This window comes from Burkholderia seminalis DSM 23518, assembly GCF_902832885.1.
GTDB lineage: Bacteria > Pseudomonadota > Gammaproteobacteria > Burkholderiales > Burkholderiaceae > Burkholderia > Burkholderia seminalis.
The window spans coordinates 160,323-176,383 of record NZ_CADFDK010000003.1; the positions used below are offsets into that span (position 1 = coordinate 160,323).

At 70.0% G+C, this 16,061-nt stretch carries 22 protein-coding genes and 1 pseudogene; 18 read left to right on the forward strand and 5 right to left on the reverse strand.

All coding sequences use genetic code 11. From position 1 onward, the window contains the following. Positions 1-212: 212 nt before the first annotated feature. The 7 genes from HWX00_RS11305 (at position 213) to HWX00_RS11335 (ending at position 4,923) form a co-directional block, all read left to right on the forward strand. Positions 213-608: a BON domain-containing protein gene (locus tag HWX00_RS11305; protein WP_034189972.1), complete on the forward strand. Its 396-nt coding sequence runs from the start codon at positions 213-215 to the stop codon at positions 606-608. Positions 609-635: 27 nt separating this feature from the next. Next, positions 636-1,664 carry an SDR family oxidoreductase gene (locus HWX00_RS11310; protein ID WP_175028779.1) on the forward strand — a complete coding sequence of 343 codons (1,029 nt, stop codon included), beginning with the start codon at positions 636-638 and terminating at the stop codon, positions 1,662-1,664. A 27-nt stretch (positions 1,665-1,691) separates the two neighbouring features. Further along, positions 1,692-1,991: a DUF2795 domain-containing protein gene (locus HWX00_RS11315; protein WP_049035074.1), complete on the forward strand. Its 300-nt coding sequence runs from the start codon at positions 1,692-1,694 to the stop codon at positions 1,989-1,991. Positions 1,992-2,057: 66 nt separating this feature from the next. Further along, positions 2,058-2,624, forward strand: coding sequence for a hypothetical protein (locus tag HWX00_RS11320; protein WP_175028780.1), 567 nt, complete (start codon positions 2,058-2,060; stop codon positions 2,622-2,624). Between the two features lie 127 nt (positions 2,625-2,751). Then, complete coding sequence (locus tag HWX00_RS11325) at positions 2,752-3,609, forward strand: SDR family oxidoreductase (protein WP_049035082.1); 858 nt, start codon at positions 2,752-2,754, stop codon at positions 3,607-3,609. 41 nt (positions 3,610-3,650) lie between these two features. Further along, positions 3,651-4,256, forward strand: coding sequence for a DUF4142 domain-containing protein (locus HWX00_RS11330; protein WP_175028781.1), 606 nt, complete (start codon positions 3,651-3,653; stop codon positions 4,254-4,256). Positions 4,257-4,314: 58 nt separating this feature from the next. Next, complete coding sequence (locus HWX00_RS11335; protein WP_034189977.1) at positions 4,315-4,923, forward strand: DUF892 family protein; 609 nt, start codon at positions 4,315-4,317, stop codon at positions 4,921-4,923. Between the two features lie 67 nt (positions 4,924-4,990). Here the strand turns inward: HWX00_RS11335 and HWX00_RS11340 are convergent, their stop codons facing one another. After that, positions 4,991-6,301, reverse strand: coding sequence for an NRAMP family divalent metal transporter (locus tag HWX00_RS11340; RefSeq protein WP_175028782.1), 1,311 nt, complete (start codon positions 6,299-6,301; stop codon positions 4,991-4,993). Further along, positions 6,298-7,005: a UdgX family uracil-DNA binding protein gene (locus tag HWX00_RS11345; RefSeq protein WP_175028783.1), complete on the reverse strand. Its 708-nt coding sequence runs from the start codon at positions 7,003-7,005 to the stop codon at positions 6,298-6,300. The genes HWX00_RS11340 and HWX00_RS11345 overlap by 4 nt, the downstream gene beginning before the upstream one ends. A gap of 191 nt (positions 7,006-7,196) precedes the next feature. On the opposite strand from HWX00_RS11345, the gene HWX00_RS11350 reads away from it, so the two are divergent. Next, complete coding sequence (locus HWX00_RS11350; RefSeq protein WP_175028784.1) at positions 7,197-7,685, forward strand: response regulator; 489 nt, start codon at positions 7,197-7,199, stop codon at positions 7,683-7,685. Positions 7,686-7,897: 212 nt separating this feature from the next. Here HWX00_RS11350 and HWX00_RS11355 read toward each other — a convergent pair whose 3' ends face one another. The 3 genes from HWX00_RS11355 to HWX00_RS11365 all read right to left on the reverse strand — a co-directional run bounded on the left by HWX00_RS11355 (position 7,898) and on the right by HWX00_RS11365 (position 9,235). Further along, positions 7,898-8,380 carry a PRC-barrel domain-containing protein gene (locus HWX00_RS11355; protein WP_034189979.1) on the reverse strand — a complete coding sequence of 161 codons (483 nt, stop codon included), beginning with the start codon at positions 8,378-8,380 and terminating at the stop codon, positions 7,898-7,900. An 89-nt stretch (positions 8,381-8,469) separates the two neighbouring features. Then, positions 8,470-8,901 (reverse strand): CBS domain-containing protein, encoded by a 432-nt coding sequence (locus tag HWX00_RS11360; RefSeq protein WP_034189980.1) that lies wholly within the window; start codon positions 8,899-8,901, stop codon positions 8,470-8,472. A 79-nt stretch (positions 8,902-8,980) separates the two neighbouring features. Continuing rightward, positions 8,981-9,235: a hypothetical protein gene (locus HWX00_RS11365; protein ID WP_034189981.1), complete on the reverse strand. Its 255-nt coding sequence runs from the start codon at positions 9,233-9,235 to the stop codon at positions 8,981-8,983. 166 nt (positions 9,236-9,401) lie between these two features. Between HWX00_RS11365 and HWX00_RS11370 the strand changes: the two genes are divergently transcribed. The 10 genes and pseudogenes from HWX00_RS11370 (at position 9,402) to HWX00_RS11415 (ending at position 16,030) form a co-directional block, all read left to right on the forward strand. After that, on the forward strand, positions 9,402-9,707 hold the full coding sequence (locus HWX00_RS11370) for a hypothetical protein (protein WP_034189982.1): 306 nt from the start codon (positions 9,402-9,404) through the stop codon (positions 9,705-9,707). A 187-nt stretch (positions 9,708-9,894) separates the two neighbouring features. Then, positions 9,895-10,137, forward strand: coding sequence for a hypothetical protein (locus HWX00_RS11375; protein WP_376698767.1), 243 nt, complete (start codon positions 9,895-9,897; stop codon positions 10,135-10,137). Next, positions 10,134-10,443 (forward strand): annotated as a pseudogene (locus HWX00_RS11380) (hypothetical protein). Before HWX00_RS11375 ends, HWX00_RS11380 begins: the two are co-directional and overlap by 4 nt. A gap of 25 nt (positions 10,444-10,468) precedes the next feature. Continuing rightward, on the forward strand, positions 10,469-10,783 hold the full coding sequence (locus HWX00_RS11385) for a hypothetical protein (RefSeq protein ID WP_034189983.1): 315 nt from the start codon (positions 10,469-10,471) through the stop codon (positions 10,781-10,783). A gap of 212 nt (positions 10,784-10,995) precedes the next feature. Beyond that, on the forward strand, positions 10,996-12,429 hold the full coding sequence (gene rpoN, locus HWX00_RS11390; RefSeq protein WP_175028785.1) for an RNA polymerase factor sigma-54: 1,434 nt from the start codon (positions 10,996-10,998) through the stop codon (positions 12,427-12,429). Between the two features lie 74 nt (positions 12,430-12,503). Then, positions 12,504-12,692, forward strand: coding sequence for a DUF3008 family protein (locus HWX00_RS11395; RefSeq protein ID WP_049028728.1), 189 nt, complete (start codon positions 12,504-12,506; stop codon positions 12,690-12,692). Between the two features lie 46 nt (positions 12,693-12,738). Beyond that, complete coding sequence (locus tag HWX00_RS11400; RefSeq protein WP_027792525.1) at positions 12,739-12,900, forward strand: DUF1328 family protein; 162 nt, start codon at positions 12,739-12,741, stop codon at positions 12,898-12,900. Further along, on the forward strand, positions 12,897-13,283 hold the full coding sequence (locus HWX00_RS11405) for a DUF3022 domain-containing protein (RefSeq protein WP_175028786.1): 387 nt from the start codon (positions 12,897-12,899) through the stop codon (positions 13,281-13,283). The genes HWX00_RS11400 and HWX00_RS11405 overlap by 4 nt, the downstream gene beginning before the upstream one ends. Before the next feature lie 122 nt (positions 13,284-13,405). Further along, on the forward strand, positions 13,406-15,511 hold the full coding sequence (katE, locus tag HWX00_RS11410) for a catalase HPII (protein ID WP_175028787.1): 2,106 nt from the start codon (positions 13,406-13,408) through the stop codon (positions 15,509-15,511). A gap of 15 nt (positions 15,512-15,526) precedes the next feature. Continuing rightward, the gene (locus tag HWX00_RS11415) at positions 15,527-16,030 is read left to right on the forward strand and encodes a DUF421 domain-containing protein (protein ID WP_175028788.1); all 504 of its coding nucleotides are present in this window, start codon (positions 15,527-15,529) and stop codon (positions 16,028-16,030) included. The last annotated feature ends 31 nt before the right edge of the window (positions 16,031-16,061 follow it).

Genomic DNA, 16,061 nt, shown 5'->3' on the forward strand with positions numbered 1-16,061 from the left:
CGGGCCGCCGTTGTCGCTCGTTCGGCAAACGGCATGCCCGGTGCATTGCCGGGGAAACCGCTTCCCGGCGTGCCGAAAAAATTACAACGCGTTGGATGAAAGGGCGTCCGATCGCGGTTTCCCGCGTACTTGCGCCGCTGCCGGCACGGCACACGACTTGCGCGGGGGATACGCACCCGCCGGCCAGGCCGGCCTGACAAAAGGAGGTCACGATGAAGTCATTCCCGCTGCAAGCCCGCTCTCCCCGAAACCGCCGTCGGCACGCGTTGCGCGCCGGCATGGCGGTCGCGATCGCCGCCGCCGCGGCGTGCGCGGTGATCGCGCCGAACGCGAGCGCGGCAGGCGACGACGCCGCCGCCTCGTCGTCATCGCAATCGAGCACGGGCACGAAGATTCGCGACGCGACGATCACGACCAAGGCGAAAGCCGAACTCGTCGGCACGAGCGGCCTGTCGGCCGGCGACATCCACGTGAAGACGCGGCACGGCACGGTGACGCTCACCGGCAGCGTGCCGGACGAGCAGCAGCGCACGCAGGCCGTGAGCGTCGTGAAGCAGGTCGACGGCGTGCAGGGCGTGCGCGATCAATTGACCATCCGGCCCAAGTAACGGGCGCCGCGCCCAGGGAGTCCAGTGATGAACTGCATGCTCAAACCGGTCGGCGAACAGACGATCGTGATCACCGGCGCGACGAGCGGCATCGGCCTCGTCACCGCGCGCAAGGCGGCACGGCGCGGCGCGAAGCTCGTGCTGTTCGCGCGCAACGAGGACGCGCTGAACACGCTGTGCGAGGAAATCCGCCAGCACGGCGGCCTGGCGGTGCCGGTCGCCGGCGACGTCGGCAACGTCGAGGATCTGCAGCGCGCGGCCGCGAAAGCGGCCGACACTTACGGCGGCTTCGACACGTGGGTCAACAACGCGGGCGTGTCGATCTTCGGCACGGCGGCCGCGGTGCCGCTCGAGGACCAGCGGCGGCTGTTCGACACCAACTACTGGGGCGTCGTGCACGGCTCGCTCGTCGCGGCCGATCATTTCCGGCGCAAAAGCGATTTCCACGGCGGCGCGATCATCAACATGGGCAGCGAGGCGTCCGATGCGCCGGTGCCGCTGCAGAGCGCGTACGTCGCATCGAAGCATGCGGTGAAGGGCTTCACCGATTCGCTGCGGCTCGAGATGGAGTCGGACCGTCTGCCGGTGTCGATCACGCTGATCAAGCCGGCCGCGATCGACACGATGTTCGTGATGCACGCGAAGAACTACATGAACGTCGAGGCGAAGCTGCCGCCGCCGATCTACGACCCCGATCTCGTCGCCGACGCGATCCTGTTCGCGGCCGCGCACCCGCGCCGCACGCTGTTCGTCGGCGGTGCCGCGAAATTCACGTCGGCGAGCGCGTATCACGCGCCGCGCCTGTTCGATCGCGTGGCGGCCACGCTGTTCTCGCGCGGCCAGCGCACGGTGCGGCCGGCACGGCCGCGCGACGACAACGCGTTGTACGAGTCGCGCCACGCGCTGCACGAGCGCGAAGGGATGGACGGCCCGGTGCTGCGCGGCTGCGCGTACAACGCGGTGGTGCAGCGGCCGAAGGTGGCCGGCGCGGTCGCGCTGGGCGCGGCGGCGCTGGTGTTCGCCGCGCTGGCGCGTTCGCGCCGGACATCCACGTGATTTCATTCATTTGCAAAGGAGTTCGACATGACATCCCGACAACACACGGGCCACGAATACAGCCATTCGCGCGCGCACGAAGGCGAGCGCGTGCAGCAGGACCACGACAAGGGCGGCCACCAGACTGGGCACGGCAAGGCGCCGAGCCCGGTCGACGTGCAGAAGGCGCTGAAGGGCATGGACTATCCCGCGAGCAAGGCGGAAGTCGTCCAGTGCGCGGAACGTTCGCACGCGGACGCCGGTGTGCTCGACATGCTGCGCCGGATTCCCGATCGCGAGTACGCGACGCCGGCATCGGTATCGAAGGAACTCGGGCGGCTGATGTAAGTGCCGCCGCGTCGCGCCGCGCGGGTTGCCGCGCGCGGCGCCTGACCCGTCACGAGGAGGACGAGCATGGCGATGATCGTCGCAGGCCGCTTCACGACGTTCGATGAAGCGGAAGGTGGGGCGCGCCACCTTTACGAGCGCGCGTTCGGCCCGGACGACGTATCGATCTTCTTTCTGAATCCGGGCGGCCAGCATGCGCGCTTTCCGATCGGCGGCGACGTGTATGCCGATACGGCGGCGAAGCCGGGCGGCCGCGGCGCGATGATCGGTGCGATGCGCGGGTTGCTGATCGGCGCCGCGGTGGGGCTGGTCGTCTATGCGGTCGGCGTGCGCTACTGGTTCGTGCCCGCGGCCGGCGCGCTGGCCGGCGCGTATCTCGGCGCGTTCGGCGGTGCGCTCGGCCGGATGCGCGGCGAGCCGGCCGAAGGCAAGGGCACGCTCGAGCGGAGCGAAACGGGCGTGATTCTCGCCGCGCGCGTGACGCCCGACACGGCGAGCACGGCCGAAGACGTGCTGCGCGCGACTGGCGCGCGCTCGATCGAGCGCGTCGAAGGCGACTGGCAGGACGGCGAATGGCGCGATTTCGACCCGGTCCGCCGGCCGGACGAACCCGCGTCGGGCGGCCCGCGCTGAGTACGCGCTTTCCTGCATGCGCTTGCAACGCCGACCGGGAAAACGCGGCAGCAGCGCCGCGCGCCCGCGGGTCGCGCGCGGCATGCCGCTTGCGCAACAGGAATGGCACCCGTTCAAGGAGGAACCGATGACTACCGCACAGACGCCCCCGCCCCAGCAGCAACGCCATCAACCGGGCACCGAACGCGACATGCATCCGAAGCCGCGCGACGACGCGGCCGACTACGTCGGCAGCGGCAAGCTGGCCGGCAAGGTCGCGCTCGTGACGGGCGGCGACAGCGGGATCGGCCGCGCGGTCGCGGTCGGTTTCGCGAAGGAAGGCGCGGATGTCGCGATCGTTTATCTGAAGGAGTCCGACGATGCGGCGCACACGAAGCGGCTGGTCGAGCAGGCCGGCCGGCGTTGCGAGGCGATCGCGTGCGACGTCGGCGAGCGCCGGCAGGCACGCGACGCGGTGGCGCGCACGGTCGAGCGGCTCGGCCGGCTCGACGTGCTGGTCAACAACGCGGGCGAGCAGCATCCGCAACCGGGCATCGAGGACGTGACCGAGGAACAGCTCGAACGCACCTTCCGCACGAACGTGTACGGCATGTTCTTCTGCACGCAGGCCGCGCTGCCGCATATGCAGCATGGCGGGCGGATCGTCAACACGGCGTCGGTGACGGCCTATCACGGCAGCCCGAGGCTGCCCGACTACTCGGCGACCAAGGGCGCGATCGTCGCGTTCACGCGTTCGCTGGCGATCGAGCTGGCCGAACGCGACATCCGCGTCAACGCAGTTGCGCCGGGGCCGATCTGGACGCCGCTGATCCCGTCGACCTTCACCGCCGAACAGGTCGCGAAGTTCGGCTCGAACGTGCCGCTCAAGCGGCCGGGGCAGCCGGACGAACTGATCGACTGCTACGTACTGCTCGCGTCGGACGGCGCGAGCTACATGACGGGGCAGACGCTGCACCCGAACGGCGGCTCGATCGTCGGTGGCTGACGGCCGCCGGCGGCTTCCACGCAAGCACTAGGAGAAAGCAGATGAGACATCCGGACTGGACGATCGCGATGCTCGCCGCAGGCGCGTTCGCCGTGTCGGGGCTCGCCCGCGCGCAGGCGCCGAGCGAGCCGCCCGCTTCGAATTCGCACGTGCCGGGCGGCGTGATCAATCCGTCGTCGGGCGCGGGCGATGCGCGGATCGCGAAGGCGCCGCAAGGCGGCGACGCGGAATTCATCGACAAGGCCGCGCTCGCCGGCAAGGCCGAGGTGCAGGCGAGCCAGCTCGCGCTGAAGCAGGCGCAGTCGCCGGACGTGCGCGCATTCGCGAAGCGGATGGTGAGCGATCACGGCAAGGCGAATGCACGGCTCACCGAGCTCGCCGCGAGCAAGGGCATGAAGCCGCAGGTCGAACAGATTTCGGACCCCGACGTCGAGGCGCTGCGCGGCAAGAACGGCCACGACTTCGACGTCGCGTATGTCGCGGCGGTCGGCCCCGACGCGCACCGCAAGGCGGTCGCTTTGTTCGAAAGCGAGGCGCGCGACGGCAGGGATCCGCAGTTGCGCGAATTCGCGAGCGCCACGCTGCCGACGCTCCGGCATCACCTGAGCATGGCGCAGGCGCTCGAACGCAAGGTGGGCGCGCGATAACGCGTGCCCGTTCAACCCCGGGCCGCATGCGCGGCCCGTTTTTTCCGGAGAGAGAGTCATGGCCCATCGGCAACCGAAACACGAAGGCATCCGCGAATTACTCTGTCAGGCCTACGAAACCGAGCTTGGCGGCGCGAAGATCTACGAGGCCGCGCTGCAGTGCGCGACCGACGACGATCTGCACAAGGAGTGGGAGAAGTACCATCGCGAGACGCTGCATCACCAGGAGGTGCTGCGCAAGGTGTTCGAGACGTTCGGCATGGACCTCGACGCGCAGTCGCCCGGACGCAGCGCGGTCGCGGCCACCGGCCAGTCGCTGGTCCACGTGATCGAGCAGGCGCAGAAGCACGCCGATCCTGCCGTCGCGCAGGTCGTCGCGGCGGAATGCGTGGTGCTCGCCGAAACCAAGGACCACCTGAACTGGGAGCTGATCGGCTACGCGGCCGACCAGTTGTCGGGCGATGCGGCGAAGACGCTGAAGGACGCGCACGACGAGGTCGAGGCCGACGAGGATCACCACCTGTATCACACGCGCGGCTGGGCGCGCGAGATGTGGATCGAGTCGATGGGCTTCAAGGCCGTGCTGCCGCCGCCGGAGGAAGTGAAGAAGGTCGAATCGGCGGCCGAGGCGGCGCGCGCCGAACGCTCGCGCGGCAAGATGATGTGACGCGCGATGCGGACCGGGCAGCCGTTCGCGCGGCTGCCCGGTTGCCGACGCAACCGTCTCGTGACGCTCAGGTGAGCAGGTCGACGATCATCGTGGCCACGGCCGCGGCCATCAACGCGACCGCGAGCCAGCCGAACGCTTGCGCTGCCGGACCGCTCCCGGACTGCCCGGCAGCGTCGCGCTGCCTTGCGAGCAGCATCACGAGCACGAGCATCGGCAACGCCGCGACGCCGTTGAGCACGGCGCTCCAGTACAGCGCCCGGATCGGATCGATCGGGCCGACGCAAATCGCGATGCCGACGATCACACATAGCACCAGTACCGCGTAGAACGCGGGCGCGCGCCGCACGGGTTCGTTCAGCCCTTCGCGAAACCGCCAGGCTTCCGCGCAGCCATACGCGGCGCTGCCGGCGAACGCCGGAATCGCGAGCAGCCCGCAGCCGACGATGCCGAACGCGAACACGACGAACGCGGCTTCGCCGGCGATCGGCCGCAGCGCCTCGGCCGCTTGCGCGGTGGTGCCGATATCGTGCCGGCCGTGCGCGAAGAACACGGCCGCACCGATCACCATGATGCAGAACGACACCGCATTGGTGACGATCATGCCCGTCCACGTGTCGAGCGTGACGCGCCGCTCGGTGCCGGCCTGCGTATCGGTCTGCGTGCCGGTCCCCTCGTCGCGCTGTTCGGCCGCGGTTTCCTCGACTTCGAGCGCGGCCTGCCACACGAACAGGTACGGGCTCAGCGTCGTGCCGAGCACGGCGACCGCGGTCGTCGCATACGCGTGCGTGAACGCGATCTGCGGCAGCACGAGCGCATGCAGCACGCCGCGCCAGTCGACATGAACGAGGCCGAGTTCGAGCACGTACGCGATCAGCCCGAGCGTCATCCATTTCAGCCAGCGCGCATAGCGTTCGTACGACAGCGTCACCTGCAGCGCGAGCGAGGCGATTCCGTAGAGCGGCGCATACCAGTAGCCGCGGCCGCCGGCGACGAGCGCCGTCGCGTCACCCATCGCCGCGAGATCGGCGCCGACGTTCACGACGTTGACCACCGCGACCATCACGATCAGCGCCTTCGCGAGACGGTCGGAGAAGTGCGTGCGAATGCCGGCGACGAGGCCTTCGCGGTTGCGGCGTCCGACGAAGGCCGCCGCGAGCTGCACGGCGACCATCATCGGCAGCGTGACGACGATCATCCAAAGCATGTTGAAACCGAACTGGCTGCCGGCCTGCGCGTAGACCGCGATGTTGCTCGGATCGGCATCGGATGCGCCCGCGAGCAGTCCTGGGCCGAGCCGCTTGTACCAGGGTTTCGCCGTGGCGGCGGCGGGCGAGGTCACGGCCGCCGGCCCTGCGCCTGGGTCCGGCGCACTCATCCGGCGTTGCCGTGCGCGCCGCGCGTGCCGCCGCGGCGTGCGTCGCGCGCGAGGTCCGATGCGGTGCGCAGCGCGTCGACGAGCGTCCGGTACGCGTGCTCGCGCGAATCGGCGCCGCGCGTGCGCAGCACGTACGACGGATGATAGGTCGCGACGACGAGCTGCCCGCCGGCGGTACGCACCGGCGCGCGCGTGCGCTCGAGCGTCGCGTCGTGGTCCTGCAGCACCGCGCGCAGCGCCGTGGCGCCGAGCGCGACGACCACCCGCGGGCGCACCGCATCGAGTTCGCGTTCGAGCCAGTAGCGGCACGCGGCCACCTCCCGCTGCGCGGGCGTCTTGTGCAGCCGCCGCTTGCCGCGCGGTTCCCATTTGAAGTGCTTGACCGCGTTGGTCAGGTACACATGCGTGCGTTCGATCCCGGCTTCGTCGAGCGCGCGGTCGAGCAGGCGGCCGGCCGCGCCGACGAACGGCAGGCCCGCGCGGTCTTCCTGGTCGCCCGGCTGCTCGCCGACCAGCATGATCGACGCGTCGCGCGGTCCCGCGCCGGGCACCGGCTGCGTCGCGTGTTCCCACAGCGTGCAGCGGCGGCACGCGTCGAGCGTCGGCGGCGCGTCGTCTTCGGCGGACGACGGTGTTGAGCGGCCCGGCGGCTGGCGGGTCACGCGGCGCGCCCCGCGCGAGTCGACGCCGGATCGCGCCGCCATCGGGGGGAACGGTCTGGCGCTCGGCCTGTCGCCCGCGCAGCGGGGTGCAGACCGGACGGAGAAAGCCGCATCGCTCGCATCAAGGACTCCCGTGTCGACGATGCGAACGACGCAGCAACCGGCATGCCGCGTGCGGTCGTGACGGGTGCGCGGCTTGCGGGGCCGTCCGGTCCAACGACAGGAGAAACGCGATGCAACCCGATCCCGGCGACGATCCGGCCGCCGCCGACGTGCTGCTGTGGCGCGCGCCCGACAGCGTGCCGCGCCGCCCGCGCCGCGTGCTGGTCGTCGACGACTATCGCGACGCGGCCGACGCGTTGCGCCTGCTGCTCGAGGCGCGCGGCTTCGAATGCCGCATCGCCGACGATCCGTTCGCCGTGTGCGACGTCGCACGCGACTGGCAACCGTTCGCGGTGCTGCTCGACATCGCGATGCCGGGCCTCGACGGGCTGCAGCTCGCGACGCGGCTGCGCGCCGATCCGCGCACGGCCGACATGCTGCTCGTCGCGTGCAGCGGGTTCGCGTCGCGACGCGATTGCGAGGAGGCGAAGGCTGCGGGTTTCGACGCGCATTGCGCGAAACCGCTGACGCCGCACCGGTTGCTGGGCTATCTGGAATCGGCGAGCGGCGCTGGCGGTGGCGCTGCGAGCCCCGACGAGGACGTTACACGGCGCTTGTAAAAAGGCGGCCGGATCGCCTGCCGCATGCAGCCGGACCGGGCGCCAGGCGGCGCTCGACGGGTTCGGCATCACATGGGTCGAGGACGTCGGCCGAGGCTGCCGCGCGTTCACGCGTGCGTCCGGCGCGGCCGCGGCCCGCACGAAAACGCCCCGCGCGGGGCGGGGCGTGTCGCAAGCGGATGCGCCGGCGAACCGGCGCCGCATCGTTGCGATCAGTGACGGCCGCGCGTGCGCGGATCGTCCAGTTCCTCGGTCGGGTCGGTCAGCCCGAGTTCGTCGCCGGCGCTCCAGTACGGCGCGCTGCCGTAGAACTCGTGCAGCGGCTCGGCCCATTGCGGGTCGGCCATCGCCGGCCAGTGGTCCTTGTCGAACCCCGGCGCGTTGCGGATCCGCTCGGACGATACCGACAGCAGGAAGCACTTGCGCTCGGTGTCGAGCGTGAGCGCGCTCCACGGAATCGCGTGCAGCTTGTCGCCGATGCCGAGGATGCCGCCGCTCGACAGCACCGCGTAGGCGATCCGGCCCGAGCGCACGTCGAGCATGATGTCCTTGATCTTGCCGACGTCGTCGCCGTCGGTCGTATAGACCTTGTTGCCTTCCAGCGTATCGGCCGCCATCACGTCGGGGCCGGGGCCGGCCGCGGTCGCGGCGCCCTTGCCGATGATGCGGGTCTGACCTTGATCGGAAGTCTGCATGGTTTCCTCCAGGCTGCGTGGGGCGCGACCGTGCCCGGGGCGGGCCCTGCGGGTCGCGCGGGTTGTCGGGACGGGCGAGGATCGCGCCGTCACGTCTGCTTCGGTTGCGACACGCTTTCGAGCGTGTTCGCGACGTCGTCGCGCTCGGGGCTCGCGGAGCGCGTCGCGATGTCCGCGAGCGACAGCATGCCGACCAGCCGCTTGTCGTGATCGACGACGGGCAGGCGGCGCAGTTGCGCGTCGGCCATGTAGTGCTGGATCTCCTCCAGCGAATCGTCGTCGAAGCACCATTCGATCGGGCCGGACGCGACCTCGTGGATCCGCGTCTCCGGCGGCTTGCCGGCCGAGATCGCGCGCACCGCCAGATCGCGGTCCGTCACCATCCCGATCAGCCGGTTGTTGTCGCATACGGGCAGCGCGCCGATGTCGTAGCGCTCCATCAGTTGCGCGGCATGACGGATCGAATCGGTCGGCGCGATGCGCACGACGTCCTGCGACATGATTTCGTTGACGCGATGCATGAAGTCCTCCTTGCGGGTGGGTACGGTGTGTCGGTCATCCGAACCAGCAAGCCGTGTGCCGCACGGCGCGCGCGGCCGCTCACGTGTCGCCGCGTTCGCGCTTGTCCTGCCGCGGCGCGTCGTCGTGCGTGCCGGGCGGCGTGTCGGGTTCGATACGCGTGACGCCGCCGGTCGCCGGCGGGTCGCTCGCCGGAAAGGTGTCCTCGAGCTGTTTGTCGATATGGCGTTCCGAGTGGCGCGTGTGCGTGCGGTCCTGGTGTTTCAGCGGCGGCGACGGGTCGTCGTGCCGCTCGTGGGCCGGCGCGTCGTGGCCGGACCGGGTCGAATCCTTCATCGCGAGGCTCCGTATCGGTGACGATGACGCGGGTCTTCCCGCAACGGACGTTCCCGGCGCGCGCGAGGCACGCGACTTGCCGCGTGAACGGCGACGGCGAACACGACACGACGACGATGCGCGGCGCAACCGGTGCCTGCCGTGCGCGTGTCCAGCGGGAGGCACGATGACGATTCCGAAACGACGACCTGGCGTGCGCTACGAGGTCAACGTATGCGGCGGCGCATTCGATTCGGTGAAGCACCATTTCAACGAATGGAAGCATGAACCGCTGATTTACCGGCCCGAGCGCCGGATGTTCGAAGGCAAGGCCGACGTGCGGCCGCTCGGCGACGAGACGTTCGGCGCGACCGAGCCCGCGCGCTTCGCGCTGCAGCGCGCGTGCGAGCCGTCGGACCCGTATGCGCTCGCGGCACGCGTGACGGACGACGGCCGCGAGCTGTGGCTCGTGATGGCCGCGTATGACGCGTAGCGTGGCGCTTGCAAGTTTTGCAGTGGACGGTGTAGCGAAGGCACGGCGTGTCGGGGGGAGCCGCTCGCATGCGCGTTCATGCCGGTCCGCGGGCGACGCGCGCGACGGCATGCGCATTGCGCGACCGCTGTACCCGAATGCCGCCGCTACCCGCAGTACGGTCCGAACCCGCAACGATGGAATGCCGATGAAACACGATCCCGTGCAGTGGCTGCAGCGACCCGAGCCGCCGCTTCCCGACATCGAGCCCGACCCCGAACCGCCCGATCCGGACGACCTGCCGCCCGACATGCCGGAACCGCACCGTCAGCCCGCGGGCGACCCGCCCGGGACCGCGCCGCCGGAACGCGACCCGCCGTCGCGCGAGCCGCCGGTGCGTGCTTGGGCGGTGAGCAGGGTGCGACGAACCCATCGGGAGGCACCGCGATGAGCCTCCGCGTGAAACCCGGCATGCTGCGCGAGATCGCCGAGACGCTCGGCCGCCATTTCGAGGCGCGCGCTGCCGTTCCATGTCGAGGAACAGCCGGCGGGCGCGTTGCATATCGGCTTCCGGGTCGACAGCCATCCGGCATCGTTGACCGTGACGTTCGACGCGCGCGCATTCGCGGCGCTCGAACGGGCCGGCATCGAGCGGCAGCGCGGCACGCTCATGCGGGTCGCGGCCGAATTCGACGCGATGATGGCGCGCCGCGCACCGACCGCCTATGCGGGCGATTTCCATTTCAACCGGCTTTGAGCCGCCGATCCGAGGGAGGATTTCGATGAACACGATCCAGACGATCCGCGCGGGCGCCTGTGCGTTCGCCGCCGTGTGCGCGCTGGGCGCCTGCACGCAGCCGACAAACGGTCCGTACGGCGCCCATGCGGCGCCGCCCGCGCCGCCGGACGGCCGCGGCGCGCAGTCGACCACGACGATGCCCGATGCGAATACGCGCTACGACACGCGTCCGTCGCCGGGCAACATGATGCCGCAAGGCGCGGCCGGCGGTGAACCGGCCGACGTGCCGCCGCCGGGGCCGAACGGCGCGCAGGGCGACCAGCCGTTGCCGGGCACGCCGCCGCCGATGCAGTACTGAACCGGCGACGCATGACGTGAGGCAGGGGGCGGCATGAGCGAAATGCGTGCCCCAAACTTGCCGCCGGCTTGTAAAAAAGCGGCCCCGAGCGGCGGCGACCCGGGGTAGGAACCCGCGAGAGCCGCGGCGCCACGCGCTTTGCCGGATTGGCACGAAAGCTGCATGAATCCTGGACACGATTGAACACGAACCGAACCGTCAGGAGGCTTTCGATGCCCGTCTCGCTTGCGCTGCAGATGCGACAGCATCTCGCACTTACGCCGAGGCTTCAGCAGTCGCTGCGGCTGCTGCAGTTGTCCTCGCTCGAATTTCAACAGGAACTGCGGCAGGCGCTCGACATGAATCCGTTTCTCGAAGACGGACAAGGCGACGACGAACCTGCCGCCGATACGGCGGCGCAGCCGGCCGAAACGGCCGCGCCCGACCCGGCGCCCGAACCCGACGAAGGGCGCCCGCCGGACGGCGAGGTGCCCTTTACGGCCGCGCCCGCGCCGCGCGGCACCAATCGTCAGGGCGACGACGGGGGCGGCCTGTCGCCCGGCGAATGGATCGCCGCCGAACCGTCGCTGCATCAGCAACTCCACGATGCGCTGCGGCTCTATCCGTTGAACAGGCGCGACCGTGAAGCCGCGCGCATGGTGATCGACGCGCTCGACGACGACGGTTACCTGCGCCAGGAGCTGGCCGAGCTGCTGGCCGCGGCCGATCCCGCGCTGCTGTTGTCCGAACAGGATCTCATGGTCGCGTTGCGGCTCGTGCAGATGCTCGACCGCCCGGGGATTGCCGCGCGTTCGCTGTCCGAATGCCTCGTGCTGCAGCTCGAGGCGATTCCGGCCGGCACGCCGGCCCTGGCGGAAGCAAAAGCGATCGCGCGCGAGCATCTCGAGCGGCTCGCCCGCCGCGAGACGGCCGAAATCCAGCGGCGCCTGGGCTGCAATCAGGAGACGCTGCACACGGCATGCGCACTGGTGCGCGGGCTCGACCCGCGCCCTGGCAATCACTACGGCAGCACGCGCGGCGACTACGTGGTGCCCGACGTGATCGTGCGCCAGGTGCGCGACGAGTGGATCGTGACGATCAACCCGGCCGTGCTGCCGCGCGCGCGCCTGCACGAGCGCTACGCGACGCTGTTCGCGCAGTCGAGCGGCGAGCGCGATTCGCCGCTCGGCCAGCAGCTGCAGGAAGCGCGCTGGCTGATCCGCAACGTGCAGAAGCGCTTCGACACGATCCAGCGCGTCGGCGAATGCATCGTCGCGCGGCAGCGCGATTTCTTCCGCTACGGCGAGATCGCGATGAAGCCGCTCGTGCTGCGCGACATCGCCGAGGAACTCGACCTGCACGAATCGACCGTGTCGCGGGCGACGGGCAACAAGTACATGGCCACGCCGCATGGCACGTTCGAATTCAAGCATTTCTTCCCGCGCAAGCTCGAGGCGGCCGGCCGCGGCGTGTGTTCGGCATCGGCGGCGAAGGTGCTGATCCGCGACATGATCGCGGCCGAGCGGCGTACCGATCCGCTGTCCGACGTCGCGCTCGCGGCGTACCTCGCGGGGCGCGGCATTCTTCTTGCGCGTCGCACGGTGACGAAGTATCGCCAGGCGATGAAGATTCCGCCGGCCGACCTGCGGCGTCGCGATGCCGCGTGACGGCTTGCCTGACGAATCCACCGCGCGAGGCTGCCCGTCGTAGCGGCCCGCGCACTCACGACAGGAGCGCAACCATGCCAGCAAAATCCCAGGCCCAGCAGCGTGCCGCAGGCGCCGCGCTGTCCGCCAAGCGCGGCGAAACGAAAATGAAGGATCTCAAGCCGCCGTCGAAGTCGATGGCCAAATCGATGAGCGAGAAAGAGCTCGAGAAAATGGCTTCCACGCCCGTGCGCGGCAAACCGAAACACAAGCACGATGCGTGACCGACGACGACGTTTGGTGACGACCGCTGTCCTTCAGGAGGGTTCCATGCTTCGATACGCCATCATCTTCTTCATCATCGCGATCGTCGCCGCCGTGTTCGGCTTCGGCGGCATCGCGGCCGGCGCGGCCGAGATCGCGAAGATCCTGTTCTACATCTTCGTCGTGATCTTCCTGGTCACGCTGCTGCTGGGTGTCGTGCGCCGATGAGCGATGCACCCGACCGTTCGCAGCGCGTGGCCGAACTCGAACACGCGCTCGCGATCGGTTTTCCGTCGCAGTCGACCGTCGTCGTGCAGGCGGACGACGCGTCCGGCCGGCTGACGATCCACGTGTCGTGGGTGCGCGTGCCGTCCGACCAGGACGCGCGCGAATGGCGCTGCGCGGTCGACCTGCGGTTCGATCCGGACGTGATCGCGCGCTATGCGTCGCTCGACGCGGCCGACCGGCTGCGCGTGCGCACGCAGCTGTGCGATCGCGCTCGGCGCGCGGTCGACGAGTACAAGCCGCGCGTCGAGGATGCCGCGATCGAATGCAGCGTGACGCTCGACGTGACACGCACCGAATTCGACGCGGCGCTGCGCGCGCCCTGACCCTTCGCGGCCGGTCGCGGGTGCGGTTCCGCCCGCGCCGGCTTTCGCCGCTGTCCGCACGCGCGCGCCGTAGCGCGAGGGCGCGTGTCGCGGCGGCCTCACACATGCCACGAGGACTCTCGATGACCCATTCCCCCTCCGCCGGCAAGACACCGCCCGCACCGTCGCCCGACAGCGCGAAGTCGCGCCAGCTCGAAGAAAACCGTTCGCGGCCCGACCGCGAGGCGTTGCGCACCAACCAGGGCGTGCGGATCGCCGACAACCAGAACACGCTGCGCGGCGGCGCGCGCGGCCCGTCGTTGCTCGAAGACTTCATCATGCGCGAGAAGATCACGCACTTCGATCACGAGCGCATTCCGGAGCGCGTGGTGCACGCGCGCGGCTCGGCCGCGCACGGCGTGTTCCGCGTCTACGAGCCGATGGCCGACTACACGAAGGCCGCGTTCCTGCAGGATCCGGCCGCCGAGACGCCGGTATACGTGCGCTTCTCGACGGTGCAGGGACCACGCGGGTCGGCCGACACCGTGCGCGACGTGCGCGGCTTCGCGGTGAAGTTCTATACGGAGGAAGGCAACTACGACCTCGTCGGCAACAACATGCCGGTGTTCTTCATCCAGGACGCGATCAAGTTTCCCGACTTCGTGCATGCGGTGAAGCCCGAGGCGCCGAACGAGATGCCGACCGGCGCATCCGCGCACGACACGTTCTGGGATTTCGTGTCGCTGGTGCCGGAAGCCACGCACATGGTGCTGTGGCTGATGTCGGACCGCGCGCTGCCCGCGAGCTTTCGCGCGATGGACGGCTTCGGCGTGCACACGTTCCGCTTCGTGAACGCGGCCGGCGACGTGCGTTTCGTGAAGTTCCACTGGCGCCCCGTGAGCGGCGCGTATTCGCTGCTGTGGGACGAAGCGCAGCGGATTGCCGGTCACGACCCGGATTTCAACCGGCGCGACCTGTGGACTGCGATCGAGCGCGGCGACTATCCGGAGTTCGAGCTCGGCGTGCAGATGATCGATCCGGCCGATGCGGACCAGTTCGACTTCGATCTGCTCGACCCGACCAAGCTGGTGCCCGAAGAGCGCGTGCCGGTGCGGCCGATCGGCCGGATGACGCTGAACCGCAATCCCGACAACTTCTTCGCGGAAACCGAACAGGTCGCGTTTCACCCGGGCCACGTGGTGCCGGGCATCGACTTCACCAACGACCCGCTGTTGCAGGGGCGCCTGTTCTCGTACACCGATACGCAACTGAGCCGGCTCGGCGGCCCGAATTTCCATGAAATTCCGATCAACCGTCCGGTGTGCCCGTTCGCGAACAACCAGCGCGACGCGATGCACCGGCAGACGATCAACGTCGGGCAGGCGTCGTACGAGCCGAATTCGACGAGCGGCGGCTGGCCGCGCGAGACGCCGCCCGCGCCGTCCGGCGGCGGCTTCGAGACCGTGCACGAGCCGCTCGAGGGCGAGAAGGTGCGCGTGCGCAGCGAATCGTTCGCCGATCATTTCTCGCAGGCCGCGCTGTTCTACCAGAGCATGACCGGGATCGAGCAGCGGCACATCCGCGACGCGTACTGCTTCGAGCTGGGCAAGGTGACGCAGCCGCGGATTCGCGAGCGGGTGGTCAACGACATCATCGCGCGCTTCGATGGCGGGCTCGCCGCGCAGGTCGCGGAACGGCTCGGGCTGCCCGCGCCGCACGCGGCCGCGACGCCGGCCGTCGCGCAGCGCTCGCCGGCACTGAGCCTGATCGGCCGCGCGAAGCCGGGCGTCCGCTCGCGCAAGATCGCGCTGATCGCGACGCCGGGTACGAGCCAGGCGCTCGTCGAGCAGGTGCGCGACACGCTGCAGGCCGCGCACGCGGTGCCGACGATCGTCGCGCCGACGCTCGCGCCGATCGGCGGCATCGTGCCGGGGGCGACGCTGGCCGGCATGCCGTCGGTGATGTTCGACGCGGTATTCGTCTGCGGCGGCGACGACGATGGCGGCGATCTCGCGCACAGCGCCGACGCACGGCACTTCGTGCGCGAGGCGTTCAAGCACCTGAAGCCGATCGCGGCCGTCGGGTCGGGGCGGCAACTGCTGCGCGCCGCGCACCTGCCGGACCCGGCCGAAGGCGTGTGCGTCGGGCAGGCCGTCGATCTCGACGCCGTCCTGAAGGCGCTGTCGGACCACCTCGGCCAGCATCGCGTCTGGGCGCGCGAGCAGCAGGCGGCCGAGTTGCCGGCCTAGCGCCGCCGCGCGATCATGGACGTCGTCGTCGCGCTGTTCGGACAGGGCCGGATGCTCGGCCCCGGGCAGATGGCGCTGCGCGCGGTCGTCGTGTCCGCGATCGCGCTCGTGCTGATCCGCGTCGCCGGGCGGCGCGCGTTCGGCCAGCGTTCGCCGTTCGATTACGTGGTCGGGATCCTGCTCGGCGCGATCCTGAGCCGCGCGGTGGTCGGCGCGTCGCCGTTCGTGGCGACCGTCGCGGCGTCGTTCGCGATCGCGCTGCTGCATCGCGCGATCGGCTGGGCCTGCGTGCGCTCGCGCCGGCTCGAGCGGCTGCTGGTCGGCGCCGAGCGCGAGGTGTATCGCAACGGCCGCTTCGACGACGCGCAGATGCGTGCCGCGCTGCTCACGCCGACCGACATTCGAGAGAGCGTGCGGCAGGCGCTCGGCGCGAACGACCTGTCCGACGTCGACGCGGCGATCCTGGAGCGCAACGGCCACGTCAGCATCGTGCGGCGCAGCCGCCGCCGCAGGCCGTGACTTGAGCCGGACCCCACACGCGGCAAGGAGG

Bases quoted from the DNA above. Each gene is read 5' to 3' on its own strand.
- HWX00_RS11385 (WP_034189983.1), top strand. From the start codon at position 10,469: ATGAACACGATCCAGACGATCCGCGCGGGCGCCTGTGCGTTCGCCGCC.
- rpoN (WP_175028785.1), top strand. From the start codon at position 10,996: ATGCCCGTCTCGCTTGCGCTGCAGATGCGACAGCATCTCGCACTTACG.
- HWX00_RS11360 (WP_034189980.1), bottom strand. From the start codon at position 8,901: ATGCATCGCGTCAACGAAATCATGTCGCAGGACGTCGTGCGCATCGCG.
- HWX00_RS11400 (WP_027792525.1), top strand. From the start codon at position 12,739: ATGCTTCGATACGCCATCATCTTCTTCATCATCGCGATCGTCGCCGCC.
- HWX00_RS11415 (WP_175028788.1), top strand. From the start codon at position 15,527: ATGGACGTCGTCGTCGCGCTGTTCGGACAGGGCCGGATGCTCGGCCCC.
- HWX00_RS11365 (WP_034189981.1), bottom strand. From the start codon at position 9,235: ATGAAGGATTCGACCCGGTCCGGCCACGACGCGCCGGCCCACGAGCGG.
- HWX00_RS11330 (WP_175028781.1), top strand. From the start codon at position 3,651: ATGAGACATCCGGACTGGACGATCGCGATGCTCGCCGCAGGCGCGTTC.
- HWX00_RS11375 (WP_376698767.1), top strand. From the start codon at position 9,895: ATGAAACACGATCCCGTGCAGTGGCTGCAGCGACCCGAGCCGCCGCTT.
- HWX00_RS11340 (WP_175028782.1), bottom strand. From the start codon at position 6,301: ATGAGTGCGCCGGACCCAGGCGCAGGGCCGGCGGCCGTGACCTCGCCC.
- HWX00_RS11345 (WP_175028783.1), bottom strand. From the start codon at position 7,005: ATGGCGGCGCGATCCGGCGTCGACTCGCGCGGGGCGCGCCGCGTGACC.
- HWX00_RS11315 (WP_049035074.1), top strand. From the start codon at position 1,692: ATGACATCCCGACAACACACGGGCCACGAATACAGCCATTCGCGCGCG.
- HWX00_RS11370 (WP_034189982.1), top strand. From the start codon at position 9,402: ATGACGATTCCGAAACGACGACCTGGCGTGCGCTACGAGGTCAACGTA.
- HWX00_RS11395 (WP_049028728.1), top strand. From the start codon at position 12,504: ATGCCAGCAAAATCCCAGGCCCAGCAGCGTGCCGCAGGCGCCGCGCTG.
- HWX00_RS11350 (WP_175028784.1), top strand. From the start codon at position 7,197: ATGCAACCCGATCCCGGCGACGATCCGGCCGCCGCCGACGTGCTGCTG.
- katE (WP_175028787.1), top strand. From the start codon at position 13,406: ATGACCCATTCCCCCTCCGCCGGCAAGACACCGCCCGCACCGTCGCCC.
- HWX00_RS11305 (WP_034189972.1), top strand. From the start codon at position 213: ATGAAGTCATTCCCGCTGCAAGCCCGCTCTCCCCGAAACCGCCGTCGG.
- HWX00_RS11310 (WP_175028779.1), top strand. From the start codon at position 636: ATGAACTGCATGCTCAAACCGGTCGGCGAACAGACGATCGTGATCACC.
- HWX00_RS11405 (WP_175028786.1), top strand. From the start codon at position 12,897: ATGAGCGATGCACCCGACCGTTCGCAGCGCGTGGCCGAACTCGAACAC.
- HWX00_RS11320 (WP_175028780.1), top strand. From the start codon at position 2,058: ATGGCGATGATCGTCGCAGGCCGCTTCACGACGTTCGATGAAGCGGAA.
- HWX00_RS11325 (WP_049035082.1), top strand. From the start codon at position 2,752: ATGACTACCGCACAGACGCCCCCGCCCCAGCAGCAACGCCATCAACCG.
- HWX00_RS11335 (WP_034189977.1), top strand. From the start codon at position 4,315: ATGGCCCATCGGCAACCGAAACACGAAGGCATCCGCGAATTACTCTGT.
- HWX00_RS11355 (WP_034189979.1), bottom strand. From the start codon at position 8,380: ATGCAGACTTCCGATCAAGGTCAGACCCGCATCATCGGCAAGGGCGCC.